The organism is Allofournierella massiliensis, assembly GCF_004345265.1.
GTDB lineage: Bacteria > Bacillota > Clostridia > Oscillospirales > Ruminococcaceae > Allofournierella > Allofournierella massiliensis.
The window spans coordinates 1-26414 of record NZ_SLUM01000015.1 but is presented as its reverse complement, the minus strand read 5'-3'; the positions used below and the strand labels follow the sequence as shown (position 1 = coordinate 26414).

The following is a 26414-nucleotide window of genomic DNA, read 5'->3' as shown; positions in this document are numbered from 1 at the left end:
TCAGACGAACGGGGTAATCAAAAAACTTTTAGCTATTAAGAGGTCGAACAATGAGGGTTGTAATTTCTGTCCTATTTGGAATTATCAGTGCAATAGCCGGTACTGCATGTGCCTTTTTTAATCCTGGTATTGGTGCAGTAGTGTCAATCAGCATTATTGGGAGTGGAGTCATCTATTTTGTGTCCCAAAAAGATGATTGATAATAAATTTGGCGGGGATGCCATTGTCGGTATCCCCGCCAAATTTGTAAAAAGGCCAAATGGAGCAAAAAACCTGCCTATCGGAGCGGACAACCAATCAAGCCAATGTCTATAATGAAAAACGGTCAAAGACCTTGCACGCAGACTTTGTGATCGGGGCGGCGGCATCTTTCCCCCAAGATACCGAAAGCCCCTTTTCATAACAGTTTTTAGTTCCCTACGGGGGAGGGGTACTGCGGCGCAAAAATATATTTCAGAAAGAAGGGATGATTTTGCAAAAAGAACAATTTGATATTACGGGCATGACCTGTTCGGCCTGCTCTGCCAGGATCGAAAAGAGCGTCGGCAAGCTGCCCGGAATCAAAGAAGTATCGGTCAATTTGTTGAAAAACAGCATGGTTGCCTCTTATGACGAATCCGTTCTGGATACGGCGGGAATCGTCCAGGCTGTTGAAAAGGCCGGATATGGAGCCATACCAAAGATCTCTGCTCAAAGCAAAAACCGCTCACCTGCACCAGCATCGAAAGCGGAAGTCAGTACGGCTCAAGCCGAATACAAGCAGATGAAACAGAGGCTGTTGCTTTCCGCGCTTTTTACGATTCCACTGTTTTACATCTCCATGGGACACATGATGGGGTGGCCGCTCCCCGGTTTTCTGCTGGGAATGGAAAATGCAATCAGCTTTGCATTTACCCAGTTTCTTTTGCTGATTCCGGTGGTATTTATCAATTTCAAATATTACCGGATGGGGTTTAAGACCTTATTCCATGGCTCCCCCAATATGGATTCCTTGATTGCCATAGGCTCCAGCGCCGCAATTATTTATGGCATCTACGCCATATATAAGATCGGCATTGGGTTTGGCCATGGGGATATGGCTACGGTCCATAGCTTTATGATGGACCTGTATTTTGAATCCGCAGGCATGATCCTCACGCTCATTACCTTGGGGAAAACGCTGGAGGCCCGCGCCAAAGGTAAGACCTCAGATGCGATCACAAAGCTGATGAATCTGGCCCCGAAAACCGCTACGGTGGAACGGGATGGTCAGGAATTCCAGATACCTGTGGAAGAAGTGCAGTTGGGTGAAACCATAATCGTAAAAGCCGGTGAATCGGTGCCGGTGGATGGAACCGTTATCGAAGGCTTTGCGTCCATTGATGAATCCGCCTTGACCGGCGAAAGCATCCCTGTAGAAAAACACATTGGGGACAAAGTGATTGGTGCAACGACCAGTAAGTCCGGCTATTTCAAAATGCAGGCCACCAAAGTGGGGGATGATACCACATTGGCTCAAATCGTCCGGCTGGTGGATGAAGCGACCAGCTCCAAAGCTCCCATTGCAAAAATGGCAGATAAGGTCAGCGGTGTGTTTGTGCCGGTAGTCATCAGCATTTCCCTGATTGCAATCATTATATGGCTGCTGTTGGGGTACGGATTTGAATTTGCCCTGTCCATCGGTATCTCTATTTTAGTCATTTCCTGTCCCTGCGCGTTGGGGCTGGCTACTCCCACCGCCATCATGGTGGGAACCGGAAAAGGCGCAACAAACGGGATTTTAATCAAATCGGCGGAGGCCCTGGAAACGGCTCACGACATCAATACGGTTGTTCTGGATAAAACAGGAACCATTACACAGGGAACCCCGGTGGTAACGGATCTGCTCTGCAAAGCAGGCATTCAGAAAAAGGAACTTTTGCAGATTGCAGCTTCCTTGGAAAAGCTGTCGGAACACCCTCTGGCAGATGCGATTGTGGCAGAGGCAGATAATGAGAAACTTCCGCTGCTGCCGGTCAGTGAATTTACACAGATTCCAGGCCAGGGAATTGTCGGAAAAATCGGGACTGACCTCTGTTTGGCCGGAAATCGCCGGTTGCTGAACAACCATCAGATTGAAGGCGGCCATCTTCTTCAGCTTGGCGAGGACATGGCTATGGACGGAAAAACGCCATTGTTCTTTGCCCGTGGAGGAGAGTTGATCGGTGTGATTGCCGTGGCAGATGTGGTGAAACCCACCAGCAAGCAGGCGGTGCAGGAGTTGAGCCGATTAGGGCTTGAAGTAGTTATGCTGACCGGGGATAACGCTAAGACCGCAGAGGCCATCCGGCGTCAAGTCGGCGTGGATCGAGTTGTAGCGGAAGTGTTTCCGCAGGATAAAGAGAAAGAGATACGGCGGCTGCAAAGCGAAGGGAAAAAGGTTGCCATGGTGGGAGACGGTATCAATGACGCTCCTGCCCTTGCCAGAGCCGATGTTGGTATCGCCATCGGAGCAGGTACAGATGTTGCGATTGAGTCAGCGGATATTGTTTTGATGAAAAGCGATCTGCTGGATGTGTCTACCGCCGTACAGCTCAGCAAAGCGGTTATCCGTAATATCAAGCAAAATCTGTTCTGGGCATTTATTTATAATGTCATCGGGATTCCGGTAGCTGCCGGATTGTTCTATTTGTCTTTTGGGTTGAAGTTGAACCCGATGATCGGAGCCTTTGCCATGAGTTTCAGTTCCGTATTTGTTGTATCCAATGCGCTGCGGTTAAGATGGTTTAAGGCGAAACACATTTCCTCTATGGAGCTGGGGACATTCCAGTCAGACAGCTCATCAAATAGCAAAGAAGATAGAAAAGGAGAAATTCACATGGAAAAGACACTGAAGATTGAAGGTATGGTTTGCGGGAACTGCGTAAAGCACGTCGATAAGGCGCTGCGGGAAATCCAGGGCGTGGAACAGGTTGAAGTCAGCCTGGAGGATAAGTCGGCAAAGGTACAGATGGGTTGTACTCTATCGGACGATGTGCTGAAGGCGGCTATCGAAGATGCTGGCTATCAGGTTGTCGAGATCCAGTAATCGGCCTGCCTATGAAAGCAAAAAGGAGCGACATCACCCACAAACTGAAAATTGCGAGAGGGCAGATAGACGGAATCCTGCAAATGGTGGAGGAAGATCGCTATTGTGTGGATATATCTACCCAAATTCAGGCAACAATGGCATTGCTTAAAAGCGCCAACCAACAGATATTGCAAGCCCATATTCGGAGTTGTGTCCGGGAGGCGCTGCAAACGGATGCTGAAAATCCAAAGTTGGAAGAAGCCTTGAAACTGCTGGAGAAAATGGCACAATGATACCGGGAGCGGAAAGGCGTTCAGCCTTTTCCGCTCCTGATTTTGTGTCAATTTGGATTGCTATTCCTGCGGTTTGGAGCGTACAAACGCCCCGCAATTTTATATACTTTTTATGGTTAGACGTGGCTAATATCAAATAGGAGGTAACGTGATGAAACAATCACTGGATACAAGAACAAAGCTGCTTACACAGCGCCCCTTCTCGCTGATGCTGGAGCTGAGCATCCCTGCGGTTCTCGGCATGGTTGTTGTGGGCCTCTATAACATGATGGATTCCATCTTTGTCGGACAGATGGTTGGGGATATTCAGATGGGAGCCGTATCGGTTTCCTATCCGTTTACCCTGATCAACGCCGGTTCCGCAGCCATGTTGGGCGTGGGTTCCGCCTCAGTCTTATCGAGAGCCATTGGCAAAAAGGACAACGATACGGTAAAGAAGATCATGGGCAATCTGGTTGCCGCTGTTGTGATTCTGTCTGTAATTTACACGGTCATCGGCATGGTCTTTACCCGTCAGCTTTTATCTCTGGCCGGAGCCAGTGACAATATCCTGAACTACGCCGAAAAGTATCTGCGGATTATATTTGCTGGTTCTCTGCTGGTCAACTTCTTCCAAAGCGCAAACATGGTGATCCGAGGAGAAGGCCAGCTCAAGAAAGCAATGTTCATCATCGCCAGCGGTGCTATCCTGAACATTATTCTTGACCCCATTTTTATTTCCATTCTGAATCCTTATGGGATGGGGATTGAGGCTGCTGCTTATGCTACTGTGCTGTCCCAGTTTGTCCAGGCTGCGATTACTGTGTGGTACTTCAAAAAGAAAAGTCCAAATGTAAAAATAGGCCGTATCCGTATTGATGGGCCTATTCTCCGTCAGGTGCTTGCGGTTGGCATCTCTGCTCTGTTGATGCAAGTTTTGACCCTTGTTCAGCAGACCGTGATTTACCGTGTAGCTGCCAACTATGGCGGAGAGACTTCACAGATCCTTTTGGGTGCTGCCCTGCGGTTCTGGAATTTCTCCTTTGTCCCTCTGTGGGGAATCAGTCAGGGATTCCAGCCTGCGGCCGGTACGAACTACGGAGCAAAGGATTATGACCGTGTAAAGCTACTGACCAAAGTATTCATTGCGGCGGCCACCGTCCTGTCCCTGCTGTTCTGGATTCCCGCCGAGCTGCTCCCGGAGCAGGTGCTTTCTATGTTCATTACAACGCCGGGGGTGGCAGCGTCAGGAGTGACGAATTTCCGCATTATGTTCAGCACCTACATTTTACAAGGAAGTTTTCTGATTGCGGTCACACTGTTCCAGTCCTTGGGTAAGGCGAATAAGGCCACATGGCTGGTGCTGTTTCGCCAGATTATCCTCTTTATTCCGCTGTGTGTCCTCTTGCCGATGATCGGCGGCCTGGGCATTCGCGGCGTATGGCTGGCGATTGCTCTGACAGATGCGGTTCTGGTTGTAATCACGATTGCGATGATGGCGTCTGAATTTCGTAAAATGCCGCGCACTTTGCAGGCTTTGCGGTAAGGAGGGGCGGCTATGTATCTCTGTGACGGAACCGTAGGAAACAGCTATAAAGTAAAAGAAATAAAGTTACCGATCAACATTGAAAAGCGCCTTGAAGCATTGGGAATGACACAAGGAACGCCCATTGATGTACTGAACAGCAAGGGGCATGGAATCCTGATTGTGAAAATACGAGGAACCCGGTTTGCATTGGGGCGCAATATCACGAAGAATATTTTAGTGGGGTAAATTCTGATGAGTGAAAGCATGACAATCGGTTTCATCGGAAATCCAAACTGCGGAAAAACCACACTGTTTAATGCCTATACGGGCGCAAACCTAAAAGTGGCAAACTGGCCGGGAGTCACCGTTGAAAAGGTGGAAGGTGCCATCAAGGACCATGATATGACCATTCGCCTGGTTGACCTTCCCGGTACTTACAGCCTGACTTCTTATACGATGGAGGAGCAGGTTTCCAGACAGTTCATACTTAGCGATGAAGTCGATGTAATTATTGATGTTGCAGATGCCTCCGCACTTGAGCGCAATCTGTATCTGACCCTGCAGCTTCTGGAACTTGGCAAGCCGGTTGTACTGGCACTGAACATGATGGACATTGTGGAAAAGCGGGGCATGGAGATCGACACGCACAGGCTCCCGGAAATGCTGGGGATTCCGGTCATTCCGGTTTCCGCCAGAAAGCGGACCGGTCTTGATGTGCTGCTTCATGCGGCGGCACATCATAAAGACTGCAAAGACCCGGATTGCCTGATCCATCATCACAACTATACGTCAAAACACCGGCATGACCACCATTCCGAGTACGCAATGGTTTACAGCGATACCATTGAGGATAAGATTGACCTCATTATGGCGGAACTGAAAAAGAAATATCCCGGTCTGACGAATTACCGTTGGTATGCAATCAAGCTGTTGGAGCAGGATAAGGAAATCACGGAGAATTACCCAGTGGATCTGCCAGATGTGCTGGACCGGAATTATGAATCCGACATTATCAACGAGAAGTACGATTTCATTCAGGAAGTCATCCGTGAAGTGCTGGTCAATAAAGACCGCCAGGATGCTTTGACACAGAAAGTAGATCGTGTGCTGACCCACCGGGTATGGAGTATCCCTATTTTCCTGGCAATTATGGCCTTAGTCTTTTTCCTTACCTTTACGATTGGAGACTGGCTGAAGGGATATTTTGAACTGGGAATAGAAAGCCTGTCTGGCGCAGTCAACAGCGGATTGATTGCTGCTGGCGTCAACGATGTGCTGCGTTCTCTGTTGGTAGATGGCATTATTGCTGGTGTGGGCGGTATCCTGACCTTCCTTCCAAATATTTTCATCCTGTTCCTTGCTCTGGCCTTCCTTGAGGACAGCGGTTATATGGCGCGTGTTGCTTATGTCATGGAGGGGATTATGAGCAAGCTGGGGTTATCCGGCAGGGCCTTTATTCCGATGATACTGGGGGTTGGATGTACCGTCCCGGCAATTATGGCATCACGAACTCTGGAAAACCGGCGAGACCGTTTTAAGGTCATGCTGGTTACTCCCTTTATGAGCTGCAGCGCCCGTTTGCCGATCTACATCCTGTTTGCAGAGATGTTCTTCGCAGAGCGTGCGATGCTGGTGGCATATTCCATGTACCTGATCGGTCTGGTGGTTGCGATCCTCGTGGCGGCGGTTATCCATTTGATTGACCGCAGGACTTCAGAAAACTATCTTTTGATTGAGCTGCCGGAATACAAAGCACCCAGCTCCAGAACCGTTGCAATTTATGTTTGGGAAAAGGTAAAGGACTATCTGACCAAAGCGGGCACCACCATTTTTGTGGCCTCTATTCTCATGTGGATCATCCTGAATTTCGGGCCGCATGGCTACACAACAGAAATGACGGAGAGTTTCGGAGCTATTTTGGGACATTGGCTGGTTCCGTTCTTTGCTCCCATTGGATTGGGGTTCTGGCAGATTGCCGTCGCTTTGATTGCTGGTATTTCCGCGAAAGAAGTGGTGGTATCCAGCTGCGCCGTCTTGTTCGGGGTCCCGAATATCAATTCTGCTGCGGGGATGGACACGCTGGTTGGTATCCTGGGTGCAGCAGGCTTTGGGCAGCTTAATGCCTTCTGCCTGATGATTTTTTGCCTGCTGTACATTCCATGTGCCGCTACATTGGCAACAATCCGCAAAGAAGCGGCCAGCACCCGGTGGATGCTGTTGTCCGCCCTGTTCCAGTTAGTTGTAGCATGGATCATTACCTTTATTATTTATCGAATAGGACTTCTTGTGTGAGGTGGGAATTATGACATTTAAAAAGTTTTTACGTTTCGCCATCATTATTTCTGCGATTGGCGTTGGATTTTTAGCAGTAAGGAATCTTCTGCGCGAAGAATAAAAATGGGAGAAAGCTGGCAGAGTCCATTTCTGTCGGCAGAAAGACAAAATGAGTATTATTGAATCTGTAAAAAACACGGCCTTCACTGCGGCCGTCAATATGGCATTGAATTACCTGGAGAAAGATCCGGAAACCAATATTCCAAAAGCCATGAATCTGATTGATAAGGCTTTGCCTGATGGCTGGTATGAGAGCCAGCGGGCGGCCTTCCGAAAGGCGATTGATGAAAAGGGAAATTGGTATGAGCTGATTTTGAAAGCCTACCAGTTGGATACCGGCGTGCGAAAAACCTTGTTCCAGAATTTCATCATCAATTCGGCCTTAAAAGGTGGAGCCATCCAGGAAGAGATGCGGGAAAAAGAAAAATGCAATGTTCCATGGGCAATTCTGCTGGACCCTACATCAGCCTGCAATCTGCATTGTACTGGCTGCTGGGCTGCCGAGTACGGCCACAAGCTGAATTTGCGCCTGGAAACGATTGACCGTATCATCCAGCAGGGTAAGGATTTAGGCGTTTATATGTATATCTACACAGGCGGGGAGCCAATGGTTCGTAAAAAGGATCTGATTACCCTCTGTGAACGGCACCCTGATTGTGCGTTCCTGTCATTTACAAATGGTACGCTGATTGATGAAACATTCTGCCAGGAGATGCTGCGGGTAAAAAACTTTGTCCCGGCGATCAGCTTGGAAGGATTTGAAACGGCAAATGACGGGCGCAGAGGCAGCGGCGTTTTTGAAAAGGTCATGCACGCCATGGATTTGCTGCGGGAACATAACCTGCCTTTTGGCGTTTCCACCTGCTATACCAGCGCGAACTATGAGGACATCAGCAGTGAATCATTTTTCGATATGATGATTAACATGGGCGCTATGTTCGTGTGGTTTTTCCACTATATGCCCGTTGGCAATGAGGCGGTTCCGGAGCTTTTGCCAACACCGGAGCAGAGAAGAACAGTCTATGAGCGTATTCGGGCATTTCGGAGTACAAAGCCGATCTTCAGTATGGATTTTCAGAATGATGCGGAGTATGTGGGCGGCTGCATCGCCGGAGGGCGTAATTACCTACATATCAATGCTGCCGGGGATGTTGAGCCTTGCGTATTCATTCACTACTCTAATGTGAACATCCATGACTGCACTTTGCTGGAGGCACTGAAAAGTCCAATCTTTATGGCTTACCATGATGGGCAGCCATTCAACAAGAATATGTTGCGGCCCTGCCCTCTGCTGGAGAACCCGCAGATCTTGAGAGAGATGGTAAAGCGCACCGGTGCAAAATCGACAGATTTGCAGTCACCGGAATCGGTAGACCATCTCTGCGACAAGTGCGAACTGTATGCAAAGAACTGGCAGCCCACGGCGGATGAGTTGTGGAGTGCCGGCCAGAAAGGAGTCTGAATGATTGTAACAGGCGTAATTGCAGTCGGAATTGTTCTCTATGCGGTATGGGCTGTTCGGAAGATCCATCGGGATCGGAAGAATGGCTCCTGCTGCGGTGGTGGTTGCTCCGGCTGTATAGGCAAGGAGTATTGTAATAAATAAACTGTATCTGGCCGATGCCTCTGTTTGACAAAGGGTGTCAGACCGTATCACAAAGGCGACCGGCGCAGGATGGCGGCAGCTGTCCGGGCGGATATACCGGATATGGACGGGGAAATGCGGGCGCTGGCCTGCCAAACCTCTGCCAAACAGGACGCCATGAGCGACACCGACTTTGAGGCGCAGCGGTTTCAGTTTACAGACGGGTAATCAAACAAAATCGAAACGCCGGACGTGGGGCTGTTTGGCCTCTGCGTCCGGCGCTTTTTAATAATATGGATTTTGCTACCTCTTTCTTCCAATATATCTACATACTTTTTTTCTATATTCCAAGTATTCCTCTCCGAATGTTTTTATCAAGAAAGCTTCCTCCACTTTAACAATCTGTAAGTGAAACATAACAACCGTCAACACTGTTATCACTAACAAGCCCCAATTAAAAAATATAAAAAGGATGGATAAATAGATTAAATCAAAACCCAAAAAGGCAGGATTGCGGCTATATGCATATATTCCAGACGTGACAAGTTCTGTTTTTTTATCATCAGGGACACCAGTTCTCCAACTATCACGCATCGTAAGTACGGATACCGCAAACACCACAACTCCTAATATTCCCAATATACAGCCCAATACCCTTATCCATGTCAAATCAATATATGTGTCCATAAAAATACTAATCAACTCAACAATGGGCGCTACAAATGTTACAATTTTCAATGAATCTTCTATGGCCTTTACAAAGCCTTTCTTTCCCTTGCCCAATAAATTTGTTTGTATTCCCTGCTTTCGCTGACTAATAAGTTTTATGTAATAAATACCGTAAAACGCAGCCAGTATCAATATTGCAATAATTTTATATGCCATACTGCAACCTCCAAATTTATTTTTATCACTGGATTGATTATACCTCATTCATCAAGACAAGCATAGCAGAACTTTGTAAATACTTGATGAATGGCAACAGGAAGTTGGGGCCTTCCCCAACAAGCAAAATTTCCGGACCGACAGTGGTGGCCGGGGCAGAAAAGGCCACCATGCAGCAGCACCGACAATGGACATAGGTTTTCCATTTGCACAGTTAGCCATGACGTACTATAATGCAAAGTGAATTCTATTTGGATTTAAAATCCTGCTGATTGGAGCGGTGCAATATGAGAAGAAACCTTATAATAAAAGATGCCAGGAAAACCTTGGCACAACAGATAAACAATAAAAATGTAACGGAAAGGACAGTTATGGAACATACCCCACTTTCATCAACGGGGTTATCCGCAGTCATTCCGGAAGATAACGACGGCTATTGTACCGTCTATAAAATGGATTGTGCGGATGGCCTTGGACTTATGACGGTCTATCAGGTCTATCCCGGAATACAGCTTATTTATAATGACTTTGAGGCAACGAGCTGCTATTGGGATGGGAACATTGATAAAAATATATTGGAGATCAATCATTGCCGGGAAGGCCGTGAGGGATGTCGCTTAGCAAGCGGCTCTTGTCTTTACCTCGGAGAAGGAGACCTGTCAATCCATACCATGGATAATTGTGCGGCGGAAATGTCATTTCCATTAAAGCATTATCGGGGGATCTCCGTTGTTATCAATTTATCTGTGGTGATGAGAAACCCTCCTGAAATCCTCTCCGACAGTGGCATAGATATTCTGCAATTCAAAGATAAGTTTTGTTCTGGTGGAAACTGCTTTATCATGCGAGCGAAGGATGAGATTGAACATATATTTTCAGAACTTTATTCTGTGCCGGATTGCTTACAGAAACCATATTTTCGATTAAAGGTACAAGAACTACTTTTGTTTTTGTGTATGGTCGATGTGTCCAAAGAGAAACGGAGAGAGCTATACACTTCCCCACAAGTGGAGATTATCAAGACGATCCATAAAAGGCTGACATCCAATCTTCAGGAGCGGCCAACCATTGAAGATCTATCTAAGGAATATTTGATAAACACTACAACCTTAAAGGATACCTTTAAAGGGATTTATGGACAGCCTATCGGAACTTATATGAAAGAATACCGCATCAGGCAGGCTGCGATTTTATTGAGGCAGACGCAGGCCACCATAGCTGAAATTGCGAATCAAGTTGGATATGAAAATCAGAGCAAATTTGCCACAGCGTTTCGTGATGTTCTAAAGATTGCGCCGGCGGAGTATCGCAAAGAAAACAGTGGTGAATAAGCTCACCACAATTTCTTCATAGTATAATAATGGTGCAACAGAGGGCGTGGGAAATGTAGAGGCGATAAGCATTAAACTTGGTAAAATGAAAGGGGGTGAGGCTATTGGTGGTGAAGCCCGTACTTATATACGGCAACTTGTGCATTGATCCTAACCAACGCAAAGTTTGTATTGGAGAAGAAAATGTACGATTGACAACTATGGAGTTTGACGTTTTATACTATCTGGCCTCTCACCCCGGATGGTCTTTCACACGTGAGCAGATATACCAGTGTGTAAGGCGGGATGATTTTAGTGCTGGTCCGGAAAGCGTCACAAGCAGAATCTACCAGATACGAAAAAAGATAAAAACTGATGCCATTTGTACCATTTATGGATATGGCTATCGCTTTGAATTGTAAAGAAGGAGTACCGTTCCAAAACAATTTCGGAACGGTGCTCCTTCTTTCTATGTACCTACAAAAATTGATTCTAAAATTTAAATTTCTCTGTTGAGAAAGGCGTCATCCAGGCGTAAAGGATATGTATAAAGCAAAAAAGGAGGTACATACCTATGTTAATTGGTGTCGATCATGGCAACAAGCAGATCAAAACCGCCCACGGCGAACCCTTTGTGTCTGGACTGCAGCAGAGCCTGACCCGGCCATTCGGTCAGAGCCTGCAATACCGCGGCACTTACTACACGCTCTCCAATGAACGCATTCCGTTCCACAAAGATAAGACGGAGGATGACCGCTTTTTCGCCCTTACCTTGATCGCCATCGCGAAGGAAATTACGGCCCGTGGCATCAGCGAAAAAGAACTGCACCGTATCCAGCTGGCCGTTGGCCTGCCCCCGGCACATTTTGGTGCTCAGTCCGAGAAATTCGCGTCCTATTTTCAGGGCCGTGGTCTTGTAGAATTTATGTATCGGGATAGGCACTATGCCATCAGCATTGAGGATGTGGCCTGCTATCCGCAAGCATACGCAGCTGCGGCCACGATGCTGCATACCCTGTTAGATGACCCAAAGGCAGTCGTGCTGGATATCGGAGGCTTTACGGCGGATTATCTGCTGCTGAAGAACGGAAAAGCCGACCTTGCTTCCTGTGATTCGCTGGAAAACGGCGTCATCCTGCTATACAATAAAATCAGGTCCAGAGGAAATGCGGAGCTGGACTTGCTTCTGGATGAAGGCGACGTGGACGCCATTCTCTCTGGAAAGCTGACGCAGTACCCTGCGGATGCCGTGCAGCTTGTGGAGCGACTGGCGCAGGAGTTCGTCAATGACCTATTCAGCACTTTGCGGGAGCGGATGCTGGATCTGCGCTATTGCAGAGCAGTGTTCGTGGGCGGCGGCGCCATTCTGCTGCGCCGGCAGATCGAGGCGTCCGGTAAGGTGGGGATGCCGCTGTTCGTCACGAATATCAATGCCAATGCGGCCGGATTTGAGTACCTGTACCGGCTTGAGACGATGGGCAGGTGATGACTATGGCGGCCAAAAAAGAACGGGGACGGTTCTCCCTGCGGTTCAACATCGGAGACCCCGCACAGCGGGCCGCCATCGAACTGTTGGAATTGCAGCCGCCCCATAGCAAATCCCAGTATATCGCAAATGCGCTTGTATATTATAACGCTCATTTTGCTGATGACCCGCAGCCGTTAAAAATGCCGGCTATTGATCGGACGGCTATTGAAGCGATAGTGCGGGAGATTATGCGCCAGGAGAGACAGGCCCCAGGCAAGAGTGTTCAGGCCGAAGAAACCTCCCCATCAAGGGAAAAGAAAATAGCCCCACCGCCGCAAGAACAGGCGATAGAGCTATTAGAAGGCGCAACGACAGATGGAGTATCGGAAGTTGATGATATGACCCGCGATTTGATTGCCAGCACAATGGCGGCTTTCCGCAGAAATGGCTAAAAAAGAGGTATGGGAGCGAAGCTGTGCCGACTCTCATACCTCTTCCTTTTCCTGCGTGGCCGCAATGAAGTGATCGATGATCTGCTCCAAATGGCGGTATTGGCTGGGGGTCAATGTAGAAATTTTCTGTTGGAGCAATGAAGCATCTGCCTCCAGAATCTCACCACGCAGTAAATAGTCTGCGCTGATACCGAGGGCATCACAGATCTTCAGCATGGTTTCCGGACGCATCGCCTTTTGTCCTGTTTCCGCATACGAGATGGTCTGCGATGTGAGATGCGTCAAATTTGCCAAAGTCTCCTGCGTCATATTTAATTGTTTTCTCCGGTCCAAAATCCGCTGACCCATATCTTTCAAAAGCTCGTTCATTCGCAATCCTCCATGCTATAGTTACATTTTATCCACTATGGCACAAAAAATTAAGCGACCATGGTTGAGTTTAGTCAACCATGGTATATATAATAGGTATAAAAGTAAAATTAGGAGGAGATGCAAATGAGTCTATGTTCTTGCGCAGTTATTGGACAACATCCTACCCGTTTTAAATTCAAATACAATGAATATATGACCTCGTGCAAGCGCATAAAAAAACGGATGCACGATGTATTTGTGACGCTTTACCAGCGCGGCGTGCGCTGTTTTTTCATTGGCGGCGCCCTGGGGGTGGATATGTGGGCAGGAGAGATCCTGCTGGAGATGCAGCGTCAGGAGGAATTTCAGGATCTGGATGTTGTGATGATCTGCCCCTTTCCCGGTCATGATGCCCGATGGGACCCGAAGAGCCGGGCACGGCAGCGGAAACTTCGAGAAGGCTGTGCCGAGGTACTGATGGGAGCGGAACGCCCAGGAGCCGAAGGGTATAAAAAGCGCACAGAATATATGATGGAGCGCGCGGACTATGTTGTGGCCGTTTATGATAATGACCCATCTCAGTACAGCGGTGTCAAAACTGCGATGAGCATTGTTGAAGATCGAAATTTGCCCATAGTGCTGATCCACCCAGACACGGGGAAAATCAGATATGAGATGTGAGTCAATGCCAGATATGGACGAAGAAATGCGGGCGCTGGCCCGCCAGACCCTTGATAAGCTGGACGCCATGAGCGACGCCGACTTTGAGGCACAGCAGTTCCAGTTTACGGACGAGTAACACAAGCAAAAGCGAAGCGCCGGGCGCGGGGGCTGTTTGCCCTCTGCGTCCGGCGCTCTTTTTATAAACTTTGATGTAGTATATGATACAGTTTTTCGTATTTATCAACCATTATCCTCAAAGAGAAATTTTCGCTGATATGTTTTTTACAAGCACATCTCATTGCTTCGTATTCTTTATCCGAGAGTGAGTAAATTAGATTTACTGCCTCAATCAATCCTGCAACACCGCACTGTTTAATTAGATAATTTCCTCTTATATCATCTTCGGATGAATTTATCAAAAATCCTGTTTTACCATCCTTAATGATTTCTGGGGCGGCCCCTCTCGCATAAGTAATTACAGGCGTTCCTGCCGCCATAGACTCAATATAAGTAAGGCCAAAAGATTCCTCACATTTTACCGGAATAATAGAAACTTTTGCCTCTTGATAAAACATATCCTTTTCTCTACGAGTTTGAAATTGCTTTTTTCTAATTACATTGTCATGCAAAACTGTCATTATTGTATTCCTAAAATACGCTTCATTTTCAATAAAGCCCACATACTTTAGGCCATAACCTGTTATTTTTGATACTTGTATTGCATCTTCAAGTCCTTTTGGCGTATCTGGATCAATTCGCCCAACCCAAATCAAATCTCTATGCTGCTGGCTGACAGCATTATCGCTCACAATCTCTGTCCCATTATAAATGCGCTGTTCTGCTATCGGGAAATTTTTCATTTGATAGTCTGAAATAGCGATATAATGCACATTGGAATGGGAAAGGTAACGATTGATACATGGAAGCTGATAGTCCAGGGAAATTGGCATATGCAATGTTGACACGACCGGCTTATGAAAAAGATCGAGCATACTTGCTATAATGGAGGAACCTGAATTGTCATGGAACACATCTATCTCATTTTCATATTGTTTTGCGGTAAGAATATTTCTTACTGCCAATATCTGTCCTATATTCGCCCTTTCGCTGGTACTCAACTCTGCATGGTAATCATCATAAGCTAATTTCTGAATGTCGGCAAGGCTATGAGATGTCGAATTAACAATCCTACATCCTTTAACATACGAATTGCCGCCTGCAAAAATAGTTACTTTATGGCCTCTCTTTACAAGTTCTTCTGCTAAATCTGATACAAAGACTTCAGTTCCGCCGCAGGCCATTTTCGTTGTTGGTTTATCATTTACACTAATTAACCCAATATTCATAATTGCTCCTTGCTTGATTTGCTGCTGATTGTAACATCATCCACAAGTGATTTACACGCTTTTCCTTATTTAAGAAATCATATCATTTTGTGCTATACCTGTCTATATATAATGTTCTATTATGTATGCCTGTTGCAGAGAATAATTCATTCGGGACAAGAACCTATTGTAAAGTTCTTGTCCCGGATGTTTTTCATGCCTGTTCCATCGGAAAGTCCGGCAGTTTTTCCAGCAGCTTCATAATACACATCCTCCGTTTCTTCGTTCTTCTCCGGCTGTTCGGTTTGTATGGCCCCGTCAATCGCGCCCTCGATGATTGACAGATATTGTTCGGGGCATGGTTTCAGCTTGTGGCTAACCCTTTGGCGCTGTTCGCTTTCCTCCCGCATGATCTCCGGGTTAAAGTACCGCTCCACGGGAAGCCCGCAGGCTTTAATAAGCTGGATGATAACCGGCAGGCTGGGGATAGTCCCCTCGTTCTCAATATTGGCAAGATAGCGGTTATCTATGTTGACGATCTCCGCCAGGGCGCGGCGGGACAAACGCCTTGCTTTCCGGGCCGCTTTCACGTCTGCGCCAAAACTTTCAAAACCGGGACAATCTTCAATGTTCGCCATATAGCACCTCCCACCTACATTGTATATTTCATATTCTGCCGGTGAAATGTTGCTATATGCACCTTTTCTGAACTTTATATTTCCTATTTCTTGTTCCTGCATTGACCTGTTAGGTAAACAGGTGTATAATAGTTTTGACCTAATAGGTCAACAAGAAAATGGGAGGAAAAATCGTTGGCTACATTATTAGATTTAGATAAACAGAGGCGCAATGCGCTTTTAAATGCTGCATTAAGAGAATTTACATCACAGGGCTATGATAATGCCTCAACCAACATAATCGCAAAGGAAGCTGGCTTTTCTAAGGCTTTGATGTTTCATTATGTAGGTAGCAAACAAGAACTTTTTTTATTTACTTATGATTTTTTTAGCGCACTACTTGACCGAGAATATTACAGTAAAATGGATTATTCAATCAAGGATATTTTTGAGCGGCTACGAACATCTTATCTCATCCAAATAGAGTTAATGAAGCAATATCCGAAAATATTGGACTTTGCTAAACTTTCTGCAAGGACAAAATCAGACGAGATTAACGCAGCACTTGAAGAACGAGAAAAAAGGCGAAAAACTTATGAAATATTCGATATGATAGACACTACAAAATTTAGAGCTGATCTCAATATTGAAAAATGTAAACAATTTATTTTGTGGGCGAATATTGGTTTTACTGAAGAAATCTTAGATGACATCAGGAAGTCAAAATATCAAAATCTTGATTATAGCCATATTGTGGAAATCCTGGATGATTACTTTGCTGAATTGAGGAAAGTTTTTTATGAACCAGCTTACAGATAGATTGTTTACCACAAGACATATTTCAAAAAAACGCCGAATGATTGTTGCTGTTATTATTATGACCTTATTTTTCTTTAGTCGCGTTGGCAATCAATGGATGGATAGGAGCTGCGAAATGAATAACCCAATTATTGTAGAATTTCCATTACGGGGAGAATGGAACTCCCCAAATACACCCGGAAGCAAAATTCCAAGTCATGGGACAAATCAATTAGGCACAAGGTATGCTTATGACTTTATTCAGGTTGATTGGAATAGCATAGGCTATCCTGCATACCGTGTTAGTTTTTTGCAATATCTATTTTCAGGAGTTTCGCTCAATGACTATTATTGCTGGGGACAAAAAGTTTTTGCGCCTTGTGATGGTGTCGTTGTTGTTGCAGAAGATGGCTACGAAGAAAGACCCCGAACAAACCTTTTGTCTGACTTATCAAGTGCCTATAAAAATGCCCATTACTTTGACCCGGAAAAAGACGATGTTCAATCAGTTGCGGGTAATTATATTATCATAGAGTATAAGGAAAATATTTACGCAGCACTTTGCCACCTACAAACAGGTTCCATTCAGGTAAGTGTCGGGCAAGAAATTAAAAAAGGAGATTTCATTGGGCGAGTAGGACATTCTGGAAACTCTTTTGCGCCACACTTACATTTTCAGCTCATGGACAGTTGTGACATAGCTACTGCAAATGGCTTGCCCTGTGCTTTTGAAAAATATGAGATATACCAAGATAACAAATGGCAGACAGTAACAAATAGTATTCCTACAAGCAAAGATAGGATTAGATTTATAACATCCGCTTCGCAAGATGTTGATGGAGGCACTTCCCTTGAGTAAAAATACAAAATGGGCGTTATGCCCTGTATGTGGAAATAAAACACGAATAAAACTTCGAGAGGATACTATACTTGAAAACTTCCCGCTGTACTGTCCGAAATGTAAGCATGAAACACTGATCGCAGTCCGTCAACTAAATATAACCGTTATCAAAGAGCCAGACGCACAGACGCAGAGCCGATAACTCACAAGGTTGTTCTTCTTGTGGTTATCGGCTTCTTTTTATCTCCATACACGATAACAGCCTGCCCCGCCTGACGGGGAAAGAAAAAAACCGTTGCGGGCAGGTTGCTTTCGTGCGTCAATTTTACATCATCCTCCAGTGGCGGTTTTGAGAAAAACAAGGCCGCCGTTCTTTTTCCCCTCAAACTGACGACGCCCTGACGCTGGCGAGATTGGCGGCTTTAGGAGGGAGCCGCCATTCAACAAAATAAGGAAAGTACCAGTCTCGTTTGCAGTACATATCGCCAAACAGGAACATATACCGTTGTCTATCAATGGGGATCGCACTTTCTTCATGAGTCAAAAAACTGGAATTAAGATGGAAACAGTGATAATTGAATCAGAATTTGGTCAGATTTGCCTACTACAATAAAAATAAATCTCTGATCTGCACAGACTGTATTCGAGTGAAAGGGAGGAATGTGTATGAAAACTAAAAACCGAAATAGCAGAGGAAACTTCAAGTTACTTTAGGCGGCCTTATTCCTGAATGGATGGGGCCGCCTTTTAATTTATCTTCCGACAAAAAACTACAAAAATCGAATTACTGAACTGGATCATTGGCATACCTGCCGCTCACATTGATGGGCACAGCAGGTTCGTGTGCAAAGTGCGGTTCAGATGGCAAGGAGCCAGATGCGCATGGAGAGTTTGAAAACCATGCACATAAAAAGGTTCGTCGCCCATCTGCTTACATTTCGACACACAGTTTACTATCGAAAATGGTTCTTTCGCCGCCCTTCTCGGAGGATGGGGCGGGAACATCGCAAGACAAGCGATAAACCTCCTCCTGCGGGCGTCGGAAGTCGTGACGGACTTCTTTATGTGCATCACGCAGCCGACTGCTCACCTTCGAGGTGTGTAGCCGGCTGTGTTGCTTTATATAGAAAGCAAAGACGCCCATTAACACGGTGCCGGTCACCTCCAAAAGTTCAAGATCTTCTGAAATTTCTTGAACAATTTGGAGGACAAGACCATGTGGTATCGAAATAATGGACAAATAGAAGAAGAACTACAAATCAGATTTACAGGTTACTTAATCCAGGCAGTAAAACATACACGGCGCGACTACCTGAACGCGCGCAACCAGTACAGTGACCGTGAAATACCGACAGATACGATCTATACTACGGGCCAGACTTTAGAGGAGGAAGTTGCAAAGCATCTTCCCCTATGGGACATGATCGAAAGTAGTGTGCTCTTTTATGCGCTCAAGCGGCTGAATGAGCGAGAGCGATATGTATTCCTGTCGCATGTTTTAGACAACTGCCCTTTTGAGGTGATTGGTGCAAGATTGGGGTTGACCTATAAAGGTGCCGCCGCAGTCTACTACCGAGCCATCCGAAAACTTAGAAAAAGCATCGAGGGAGGTGGACGAAATGAATTTTGAACAACTACTGCTTCGGGCAAAGCAGGGTGATCCTAAATCAATCGCTGATATTTTGAATATGTATCAGCCTTTGCTGCTTAAATACTCCGTGATTGATGACCGGCTGGACGAGGATCTGTATCAGGAGCAGTGCATCACGCTGATTCGGGCGATCAAACTGTTCCGGATTTGAGTTTATGAGAAAGGCTCCGAGACCTTTTTTCGATCTCGGGGCCTTTCCCGTGGATTCAAACAGGGAGCCTCTGGCTTAAAGATCCCCATTTAAACATTTTACGATGATGTCACGGCGGCACAAATCTGTATCCTTTTCCATACACGGTTTGGATGAAGTCAGCGTTTAGTTTATGGCGCAATTTGTAAACGATACTGGTGATTCCCGTCCAACTGCTTTCAAAGGAATCCGGGGCGACAAACTCATAGATCTCCCTTTGGGAAAACACCCGTCTAGGATGTCGAGCAAGCAACTGAAATACATCGAACTCCATGGGAGTTAGTTCGATAGATTTTTCTTGCCAAAATACTTGACGGCACATGATGTCGATGCGCAAGCCCTTGTAGCACAGGAGTGCGGAGGGAACATCTGCATATTTGACCAGTTCTGTTGACTCTATGAGCGCCATAATCTTCTCCACGGTTTCATCATCATCTGCAACTGATAATATGAACAGCTTCCCTATACTATCCCTCCCTCCAATAACTTCGCCCGGCCAAAAAATTTTTTCCTCCAAAATACGGCGTCCGGAAAATACACAAAACAGCATCAGCAGAGATTTGTATCTGAGCAGTGATGGCTGTCGATATGGCCGATGCCTTTCTCACTGCTTATGGAGGCCATAGCCCGCCAGAGGGTGGTCTTCCACCGGAAATTGGACCAGTCCTGGAGCCGAGTGAACTCAGGTGCTGGAAGGCCGGGCACGAGCTGGCAAAGCTACGGCGTGGCACCAATCTCCACCTGGGCCAATGAGGCGGCTCAGCATTTCTACCGAAAACTGGTGTGTCAGGGCTGTGGCTGCCTGCTCGTCGATATGCCCCCTACGCCCAGCCCACGGAGCTGGTCGTTGCAAAGATGCCGGCCTGACCGCTGGCTGCGGGGCAGCATCAAAGCCTCCCCACAAGCCATGCGGAAAAAGCCTTGAAATGGCGGGGCTTTTACCCGCCTAAATGCGTAGAGTGCAGGTTTAGTTTTGATGAAGCCTTTCAATAATGCTGCTTTTGGCAAACTGTCGATAAAGAATTGTGGGGATAATCACCGTTAAACAAATAAGGAACGGATAAACAATCAACATCGGCCAAATTACAAAGTGATAGGTAAAGAACCAAAAGCTGCTTGCTACCGCCTGCACAATAACGAGGGAGAACAGCACCCCAACGATCAACGAGGCTATAATTGTTCCCAAAGCATAATACAACCCCTCATAGGACAACATCTGCTTGAGCTGTCTGCCTGTCATGCCAATACTTTGTAGCATAGCAAATTCTTTTTGCCGCGTGATAATGCTTGTCAATACCGAATTGATGAAATTGACTATGCCGATCAGACCGATAATAACGCTTAAAGCACCGCCGATTGTAATAATAAGAGATGTCATGCTATGAAAAGACTGAACGTAAGTTTCTTTCGATTCATAGTCCATGCTCGGCTCAATGTTTTCCACATAGTTGCTTAGAAAGCTGCTCATGTCGCTGTCCATTCCGTCCTTAACATTGAATGGAAAACTTACCAAAAGGAGATTGAGGCAGAGCGGCTTGAACTGTTCTGTGGGCAAATAAAAACGTGCCGCGCCCGTGTTTCGTTCTGTATCGGTATTTTCATTGATAAGAACTTTTGCCATAACGGTAAGGTCAAAGCTGTTATCCAGTGTACCGGCTAACCCGTTCATCTTCCAATGATGAAAGGTGATCGTATCTCCGACATGGACGGATGGATTGTCAATTATATTCCCATTGTCATCCATTGTAAGCGCGTACAGCGTGTATTTTCCCGTTTTAAGAGCTTCCCAATCAATTTCGCCCTCGACTACATCCATCGAGCTTAGAAGAAAATCGTCTGCCCCATACAGAGCAATAAGAGGATTTCCATATTCGTCCTTGTTGTAATTTGTTACGGCGTCTGTTTCAGCAGAAAATCTTTCTTCTGTCACCTTGCTGGAATATAGTCTGCCGCCATCCTCGTAGGCGTCCTGTTGTTGGACAGCATTGATAAAGGTTTCGGACAAGTATGTTTCGCTGCGGGCGAAGTTATAGTTGAAATAGTCCGCAGAAGAAATGATAAAATCCTTGTTTAAGAACTTCTCAACATACTTATCAATATCAAAGCCACTGGATAGAGTAAATACGGTGTTAAACAGTACCAGGCTCAATGTCATAGACACGATTACAAGGATCGTTCGTTTTCGATTTCTCCCCAAATTTGCCAAGGCCATCCGATGAATTTTTGCGCCGCTGGTTGATTTTTTTACAGCCAGACGGTTCTTTGTTTGAAATGCGCCTGCGTCATTTTCTGTGTAGCGGATAGCTTCAATCGGTGAGATTGCACCTGCGATCTTAGCCGGTTTTCGCACACTGATAGAAACAGTAACAAAAGCAAAGATAGCCGAGCCAATGAATATCAGCGGATTTACTGTCACCACAACGCCAGCGTCGGAAGTATAAGTTGTGCCGTTCATCAGAGCCGGAACTAAAGCGCGGCCAATAAAAAAGCCGATAATCAGGCCAATGGGGATACCTACCGCAGACAGAAGCAGGGCCTGTTTGTTGATAATCTTTTTGATCTGCCGCCTCGTGGTTCCCAAGGTTTTAAGCTGCCCGTAGGACTGAATATCTTGAATAACAGAAATTTGAAAAATATTGTAGATAATCAAATAGCCTGTTGCCATAATCGCGAGTATTCCCACAATACCGGCAATAAACAGGGCGGAATTTTCACTGATAGGGCTGCTTTGATAAGCGGGACTGACACGGGCGACAATATAGTTTTCGTCTGTGGGCTGTCCTCCAAGCGTGTCACAGGTGTAGCCGGTTTCTGTAAGGAGCTGCTGCAATTTTTCTTCTACGGAGCCGCTGCCACGGAACATGATATACGCCGTCACAATGCCAGAATAATCATTGTCCACAGGATAGGTATAGGTGAGTAAGTCGGCATGGCTATCTATAAAGGCTTTCGATACGATAATACGCCCGATATTACTTAGGCTGTCTGTTTCCCAAAAGCCGCACAGCGTAAAATCAGTTGTGTACTCCTTGCCCTTGATTTCATAATCAAGGGTGACTGTCGCGCCGATTTCAGCCGGAACCCCCAATGCCTCTAATGTCTTTGTGTCGGCTATGATCTCATTTTCAGCTTCGGGGCGGTGTCCTGTTGTCGGCTCGTATCTGGCAAATTCCAATGCGGTATCATCCATATACCACATATCAGAACGCCATTTGGCAAGCCCCGGATTGTTAAGATGGTAAGAAACCGCCTTTGTATAGGCAATCCGGTCAATCAATTCGTTGCCCTTTACATCATCAAAAACTTCGTCACTAATGTAGTTGAGAACAGCTTGACCGTCCCCGCCCATCTTTCGGATATTTTGGTCTTGTACCGTATCAATTAAACCGGAACCCAGTGTGAAGATAGTTGTGAACAAGACGGTTGTAAGAATAATGGCAACAATAGCAATGATATTCCTGCTTTTGCTGGCCTTAAAGTACCGCCTGGACAATTTCTTAATAATGGGTCTGTTATTGTTGCCAAATAAAATATCGTTCATTTTCAACACCCCCTCATTCAGAAATTTTCCCATCCTCAATACGGATAATCCGATCTGCAAGCTGGGCGATCTCGTCGTTATGGGTAATCATTACAAGGGTCTGGTGGAATTTCTGGCTGCTTACTTTCAGCAGGCCAAGAACATCACTGCTCGTCCGGCTGTCGAGGTTGCCCGTCGGCTCGTCCGCCAAAACAATCGCCGGTTTCGATACCAGAGCGCGTGCAATCGCCACGCGCTGCTGCTGGCCGCCGGAGAGATTATTCGGCATATTGTTCAGCCTATCTTCCAGGCCCAACATCCGAACAACTTCCTGCATATAGTTTTTGTCCACCTGATCGCCGTCCAATTCCACCGGCAGAACAATGTTTTCATAGACATTGAGGACGGGAACAAGATTGTAGTTCTGAAAGATAAAGCCGATTTTCCGTCTGCGGAAAATGGTAAGCTGCTCGTCTTTCAGGGTGGACAGGTCTTTTCCATCCACAATGACCTTGCCGGAAGTAGGAACATCCAATCCGCCGATCATGTTCAGCAGCGTGGATTTGCCGCTGCCGGATGTGCCGACAATGGCGACAAATTCCCCGTGTTCCACCGAAAGGGAAACGCCGTCCAGCGCCTTTGTAATGTTGGGTTCTTCACCATAGTATTTTTTCAAATCTGTTGTCTGTAAAATAGGCATAAGTTCTACCACCTTTCTTTTTGATGGTTCCATTGTAAAACGCAATCCTCACAGAAATGTCACGGCGGTTCTTGAATTTCCCCTTAAAACGCCTTGAAATGTCACAATCCTGTGACATTTCAAGAGTGAGGCAGGAACACAGAGAAAGTGGAGCCGGTGCCGAGTTCCGAAGATACGCGGATAAAGCCGCCTTGCCGGGTGATAATTTCACGGGCCAGATACAGACCAATCCCAATACCGGGGGCGTCATGTACGCTGCTTTCACGATAGAAACGCTTGAAAATCGTTCCTTGATGTTGTTCAGGAATACCAATGCCGGTATCAGAAATATCAATCTTCACATACATTTCCCAACACACAACAGCCACATGGACTTTCCCGCCCTCTGGTGTGTACTTCACCGCATTATCCAGAATGTTGAACAGGGCTTCGGTTGTCCATTTTCGGTCATGGGCCGCAATTACCGTTTCCGGGCAATCCACTGTGACCGCGATTTTTTTCTGTTCAGCGTTCAGCAGAATACCGCCCAGCGCGGCGGCAAGGGTATCATAAATGGCCTGCGGCTGTGGCTGCAAAGAAATCACGCCGGTTTCCAGCCGGGAAGTTTTAATCATTGCCTGCATGAGAAAATCCAGCTTGTCAAGCTGGCTATCCATAGCAACAAGAAATTCTCTCTGCTTTTCCGGCGTCACCGTTTGTTCCAGCAGCGTTGCGTCCAGCATTTTCAGGTTTGCAATCGGCGTTTTGACTTGATGGGATATATCCGAAATCAATTCCTGCAAGTCGGCCCGTTCCTTTGCAATGCTGCTTTTGCTTTCCCGCAGCACTTCATAGAGCCGGGAAAGGCGGTGCTGGATTTTATAAAACAGGTTTTCTTCCTCGGTGTACTGCGGCGGAGCCTGATCTGCTGACATCATATCGTCAAGCAGCTTGCACAAGGCGTCGGAAAACAACGTCAATTTCCGACGCACAAAAATAAGAAAAGCCGCCATACACCCGGCAACGCAGATGATATAGAGCAATCCGCAATATAACGCCAGTACATTTTGTGTCAAAAAATATATGGACAACGACATAGTTACAGAAAGCAGAAAGAGTGCCGCGCACACGGCAACACATACTTTATTAACGGAGAGCTTTTCTGTTCTCATTTGCTACCGCCCCCAATCCACATATAACCCATGCCGTAAACCGTTTTGATATAGGCTTGATCTGGTTTTTCGATTTTTGTCCTTATCCGGCTGATGGTTGAAGTCAAAGCGTGTTCATCCACAAAGTTCCCGTCAATATCCCACAGCTTTTCCAATAGCACCTGCCGGGTCAAAACAATCTGCGGATTTTTTGTCAACACTTTCAAAAGCCGGTATTCCATCGGCGTAAAGGAAATGCTTTCCCCGCCCTGGGTGGCGGACATTTCCGAAAAATTGATAAACAGATTGCCGTCATTGTAGCAATCGCCGCCAGACTGTTTTCTAATTCGGGCCAATAGAGCAGATACTTTTTTCTGAAATACGCTCATGGGAAAGGGCTTTGTCACATAATCATCCGCCCCCAGCTCGTACCCTTTCAGCATATCGCTTTCCATATCGTTTGCCGTGAGGAAAATAACGGCTGTGTCCGGGTGCCGTTCTTTTATATCCCGGCAAAAATCAAATCCGTTTCCGTCCGGCAGATTGATGTCAAGGACAATCAAATCATATTCCTGTTTTTTGCACAGACGTTCCGCAGCACTTTTTGTCAAGGCAGTAGCGACCTCATAGCCTGCGGCAGACAAATTATAACAAAGGGTTGTATTCAAAATGCGGTCATCTTCAACCACTAAAATTTTCATGTGCGTTCACATCCTTTCCTTTATAGAGTATCAACCAAATGTCACAGAAACCTCACAACAAATAAGATCCCGAAAAATATTTTACCTCATATTAGAAATAGCAACAAGCGACTCAGTACGATGAAAGGAGCGGAGAAAGCCTCTGTATCATTCATCATTGTCCAACAAAGTGATTCCAAAAGAAGAAAAGGAGACCGCAGATTGGGAAGTCCCAACCTGCGGCCCCGTTACAACAAGAACTGGTTTGCTGTGCTTTTCCTTTGTTTACTGAGTACCCTCCACAGCGTTTTTGTCGTAATAATGGACATAGACATTGTAATCCCGAAAACGGGTGATCAGTCTGATCCAGATATACAAATGCTCTGTTTCAGAATAGAGGTTGAACTCTGTCGTTCCATTGGTAGGCTGCGCATATCTGCAGAACCGCTTCATGGTGTCCAAAGTCCGAAAAGCCGGCAGCTTAAACAGAGTGTTTTGGAATTTGTCGATTTCCGCTACCAGTTCCGGCGCCGGCTTTTGTCCACGCTCATTGTGCCAAGTCGTCCACCATTTGTATCCGTCATAATCCGAGCGAGAATAAACAACTTCACTGACGGGACGTTTGATGATCTGCATAGGCGGCGTGTAGGTGTGCTGGAACACCTCTTCAAAGGTGCAATTTGTGGTCAAGCAGCAGATGCGGCCTTTTTCCGGTTTGGGGAGCCAGCCTTGTTTGATGGCCTCCCATTCCTCAAGGGGGATGGGCTTGCGGGCAGCATCCCGAAGGGCTTCATCCATGCCGCAGGACTCGCAGATATATACATTTGCATAGCGACTAAGCGCGTTGATGGGAAGGTGGGCAGCGAGGACAGCGCCGCAACGCAGGCACTTGGGCGGTTCCGCTGCGTCATCGTCCACATAGAGCTTTTTATCCTTGCGCCAGGCCATTTCCAATAGTTCTTTTGGGTATAAAATGATCTTCATACTTAACATCCTCCTATTACAATATATTTACGGTTTAAGGCACGGCAGCCAGCCGTGTCTTTTCCGTATCGTTGCCTAAGCTGTTAGAATGAGAGTGTCTTG

General features: G+C 46.3%; 28 protein-coding genes and 1 pseudogene. 19 read left to right on the top strand and 10 right to left on the bottom strand.

Going from position 1 to position 26414, the window contains the following annotated elements; genetic code table 11:
* The first annotated feature begins 466 nt into the window (after positions 1–466).
* The 8 genes from EDD77_RS09800 (at position 467) to EDD77_RS09765 (ending at position 8975) form a co-directional block, all read left to right on the top strand.
* A complete protein-coding gene (locus tag EDD77_RS09800; protein ID WP_242868418.1) occupies positions 467–3046 on the top strand; it encodes a heavy metal translocating P-type ATPase in 2580 nt (859 codons plus the stop codon).
* An 11-nt stretch (positions 3047–3057) separates the two neighbouring features.
* Complete coding sequence (locus EDD77_RS09795; RefSeq protein WP_050005264.1) at positions 3058–3321, top strand: metal-sensing transcriptional repressor; 264 nt, start codon at positions 3058–3060, stop codon at positions 3319–3321.
* 151 nt (positions 3322–3472) lie between these two features.
* On the top strand, positions 3473–4846 hold the full coding sequence (locus tag EDD77_RS09790; RefSeq protein ID WP_058965398.1) for an MATE family efflux transporter: 1374 nt from the start codon (positions 3473–3475) through the stop codon (positions 4844–4846).
* 12 nt (positions 4847–4858) lie between these two features.
* Positions 4859–5074: a FeoA family protein gene (locus tag EDD77_RS09785; protein WP_058965399.1), complete on the top strand. Its 216-nt coding sequence runs from the start codon at positions 4859–4861 to the stop codon at positions 5072–5074.
* Positions 5075–5080: 6 nt separating this feature from the next.
* The gene (gene feoB / locus EDD77_RS09780; RefSeq protein ID WP_058965400.1) at positions 5081–7120 is read left to right on the top strand and encodes a ferrous iron transport protein B; all 2040 of its coding nucleotides are present in this window, start codon (positions 5081–5083) and stop codon (positions 7118–7120) included.
* 151 nt (positions 7121–7271) lie between these two features.
* Positions 7272–8624: a radical SAM protein gene (locus EDD77_RS09775; protein ID WP_050005268.1), complete on the top strand. Its 1353-nt coding sequence runs from the start codon at positions 7272–7274 to the stop codon at positions 8622–8624.
* Complete coding sequence (locus EDD77_RS09770; protein ID WP_077138570.1) at positions 8625–8768, top strand: FeoB-associated Cys-rich membrane protein; 144 nt, start codon at positions 8625–8627, stop codon at positions 8766–8768. It abuts the gene before it with no gap.
* A gap of 24 nt (positions 8769–8792) precedes the next feature.
* Positions 8793–8975: a transposon-transfer assisting family protein gene (locus tag EDD77_RS09765; protein WP_058965401.1), complete on the top strand. Its 183-nt coding sequence runs from the start codon at positions 8793–8795 to the stop codon at positions 8973–8975.
* Between the two features lie 75 nt (positions 8976–9050).
* Here EDD77_RS09765 and EDD77_RS09760 read toward each other — a convergent pair whose 3' ends face one another.
* Complete coding sequence (locus tag EDD77_RS09760) at positions 9051–9632, bottom strand: methyltransferase family protein (RefSeq protein ID WP_058965402.1); 582 nt, start codon at positions 9630–9632, stop codon at positions 9051–9053.
* A 287-nt stretch (positions 9633–9919) separates the two neighbouring features.
* On the opposite strand from EDD77_RS09760, the gene EDD77_RS09755 reads away from it, so the two are divergent.
* The 4 genes from EDD77_RS09755 to EDD77_RS09740 all read left to right on the top strand — a co-directional run bounded on the left by EDD77_RS09755 (position 9920) and on the right by EDD77_RS09740 (position 12862).
* Entirely contained in the window at positions 9920–10963 is a 1044-nt protein-coding gene (locus EDD77_RS09755; RefSeq protein ID WP_058965403.1) for a helix-turn-helix domain-containing protein, read from the top strand.
* A gap of 95 nt (positions 10964–11058) precedes the next feature.
* Positions 11059–11364 (top strand): winged helix-turn-helix domain-containing protein, encoded by a 306-nt coding sequence (locus EDD77_RS18830; RefSeq protein ID WP_077138571.1) that lies wholly within the window; start codon positions 11059–11061, stop codon positions 11362–11364.
* 152 nt (positions 11365–11516) lie between these two features.
* Positions 11517–12428 carry a ParM/StbA family protein gene (locus EDD77_RS09745; protein WP_058965404.1) on the top strand — a complete coding sequence of 304 codons (912 nt, stop codon included), beginning with the start codon at positions 11517–11519 and terminating at the stop codon, positions 12426–12428.
* A gap of 5 nt (positions 12429–12433) precedes the next feature.
* A complete protein-coding gene (locus EDD77_RS09740; RefSeq protein WP_050005273.1) occupies positions 12434–12862 on the top strand; it encodes a hypothetical protein in 429 nt (142 codons plus the stop codon).
* Between the two features lie 33 nt (positions 12863–12895).
* Here EDD77_RS09740 and EDD77_RS09735 read toward each other — a convergent pair whose 3' ends face one another.
* Positions 12896–13231, bottom strand: coding sequence for a helix-turn-helix domain-containing protein (locus EDD77_RS09735; protein WP_050005274.1), 336 nt, complete (start codon positions 13229–13231; stop codon positions 12896–12898).
* Positions 13232–13357: 126 nt separating this feature from the next.
* On the opposite strand from EDD77_RS09735, the gene EDD77_RS09730 reads away from it, so the two are divergent.
* Entirely contained in the window at positions 13358–13894 is a 537-nt protein-coding gene (locus tag EDD77_RS09730; protein WP_050005275.1) for an SLOG family protein, read from the top strand.
* Positions 13895–13898: 4 nt separating this feature from the next.
* Entirely contained in the window at positions 13899–14012 is a 114-nt protein-coding gene (locus EDD77_RS09725; protein ID WP_242868419.1) for a transposon-transfer assisting family protein, read from the top strand.
* Positions 14013–14073: 61 nt separating this feature from the next.
* On the opposite strand, the gene EDD77_RS09720 is transcribed toward EDD77_RS09725, so the two are convergent.
* Together EDD77_RS09720 and EDD77_RS09715 are read right to left on the bottom strand one after the other, a co-directional pair.
* Entirely contained in the window at positions 14074–15222 is a 1149-nt protein-coding gene (locus tag EDD77_RS09720; RefSeq protein ID WP_058965405.1) for a glycosyltransferase, read from the bottom strand.
* Positions 15223–15479: 257 nt separating this feature from the next.
* Positions 15480–15839: pseudogene (locus EDD77_RS09715) on the bottom strand (helix-turn-helix domain-containing protein); the annotation flags it as partial.
* 174 nt (positions 15840–16013) lie between these two features.
* Between EDD77_RS09715 and EDD77_RS09710 the strand changes: the two are divergent.
* The 5 genes from EDD77_RS09710 to EDD77_RS09690 all read left to right on the top strand — a co-directional run bounded on the left by EDD77_RS09710 (position 16014) and on the right by EDD77_RS09690 (position 19259).
* A complete protein-coding gene (locus EDD77_RS09710) occupies positions 16014–16637 on the top strand; it encodes a TetR/AcrR family transcriptional regulator (protein ID WP_058965406.1) in 624 nt (207 codons plus the stop codon).
* Positions 16618–17475 (top strand): M23 family metallopeptidase, encoded by an 858-nt coding sequence (locus tag EDD77_RS09705; protein ID WP_242853475.1) that lies wholly within the window; start codon positions 16618–16620, stop codon positions 17473–17475. The genes EDD77_RS09710 and EDD77_RS09705 overlap by 20 nt, the downstream gene beginning before the upstream one ends.
* Positions 17453–17659 carry a cysteine-rich KTR domain-containing protein gene (locus EDD77_RS09700; protein ID WP_077138589.1) on the top strand — a complete coding sequence of 69 codons (207 nt, stop codon included), beginning with the start codon at positions 17453–17455 and terminating at the stop codon, positions 17657–17659. The genes EDD77_RS09705 and EDD77_RS09700 overlap by 23 nt, the downstream gene beginning before the upstream one ends.
* 1014 nt (positions 17660–18673) lie before the next feature.
* Entirely contained in the window at positions 18674–19087 is a 414-nt protein-coding gene (locus EDD77_RS09695; protein WP_058965407.1) for a sigma-70 family RNA polymerase sigma factor, read from the top strand.
* The gene (locus EDD77_RS09690) at positions 19077–19259 is read left to right on the top strand and encodes a helix-turn-helix domain-containing protein (protein ID WP_058965408.1); all 183 of its coding nucleotides are present in this window, start codon (positions 19077–19079) and stop codon (positions 19257–19259) included. The genes EDD77_RS09695 and EDD77_RS09690 overlap by 11 nt, the downstream gene beginning before the upstream one ends.
* Before the next feature lie 109 nt (positions 19260–19368).
* Here EDD77_RS09690 and EDD77_RS09685 read toward each other — a convergent pair whose 3' ends face one another.
* The 6 genes from EDD77_RS09685 to EDD77_RS09660 all read right to left on the bottom strand — a co-directional run bounded on the left by EDD77_RS09685 (position 19369) and on the right by EDD77_RS09660 (position 26312).
* Positions 19369–19815 carry a winged helix-turn-helix domain-containing protein gene (locus tag EDD77_RS09685; protein WP_242868421.1) on the bottom strand — a complete coding sequence of 149 codons (447 nt, stop codon included), beginning with the start codon at positions 19813–19815 and terminating at the stop codon, positions 19369–19371.
* Between the two features lie 450 nt (positions 19816–20265).
* Positions 20266–22839 (bottom strand): FtsX-like permease family protein, encoded by a 2574-nt coding sequence (locus EDD77_RS09680; RefSeq protein ID WP_058965410.1) that lies wholly within the window; start codon positions 22837–22839, stop codon positions 20266–20268.
* 13 nt (positions 22840–22852) lie between these two features.
* Positions 22853–23518 carry an ABC transporter ATP-binding protein gene (locus EDD77_RS09675; protein WP_058965411.1) on the bottom strand — a complete coding sequence of 222 codons (666 nt, stop codon included), beginning with the start codon at positions 23516–23518 and terminating at the stop codon, positions 22853–22855.
* Positions 23519–23637: 119 nt separating this feature from the next.
* Positions 23638–24669, bottom strand: coding sequence for a sensor histidine kinase (locus EDD77_RS09670; protein ID WP_058965412.1), 1032 nt, complete (start codon positions 24667–24669; stop codon positions 23638–23640).
* Positions 24666–25349, bottom strand: coding sequence for a response regulator transcription factor (locus tag EDD77_RS09665; protein WP_050005287.1), 684 nt, complete (start codon positions 25347–25349; stop codon positions 24666–24668). Before EDD77_RS09665 ends, EDD77_RS09670 begins: the two co-directional genes overlap by 4 nt.
* Positions 25350–25613: 264 nt before the next feature.
* Complete coding sequence (locus tag EDD77_RS09660; protein WP_187120505.1) at positions 25614–26312, bottom strand: hypothetical protein; 699 nt, start codon at positions 26310–26312, stop codon at positions 25614–25616.
* Positions 26313–26414: the final 102 nt, after the last annotated feature.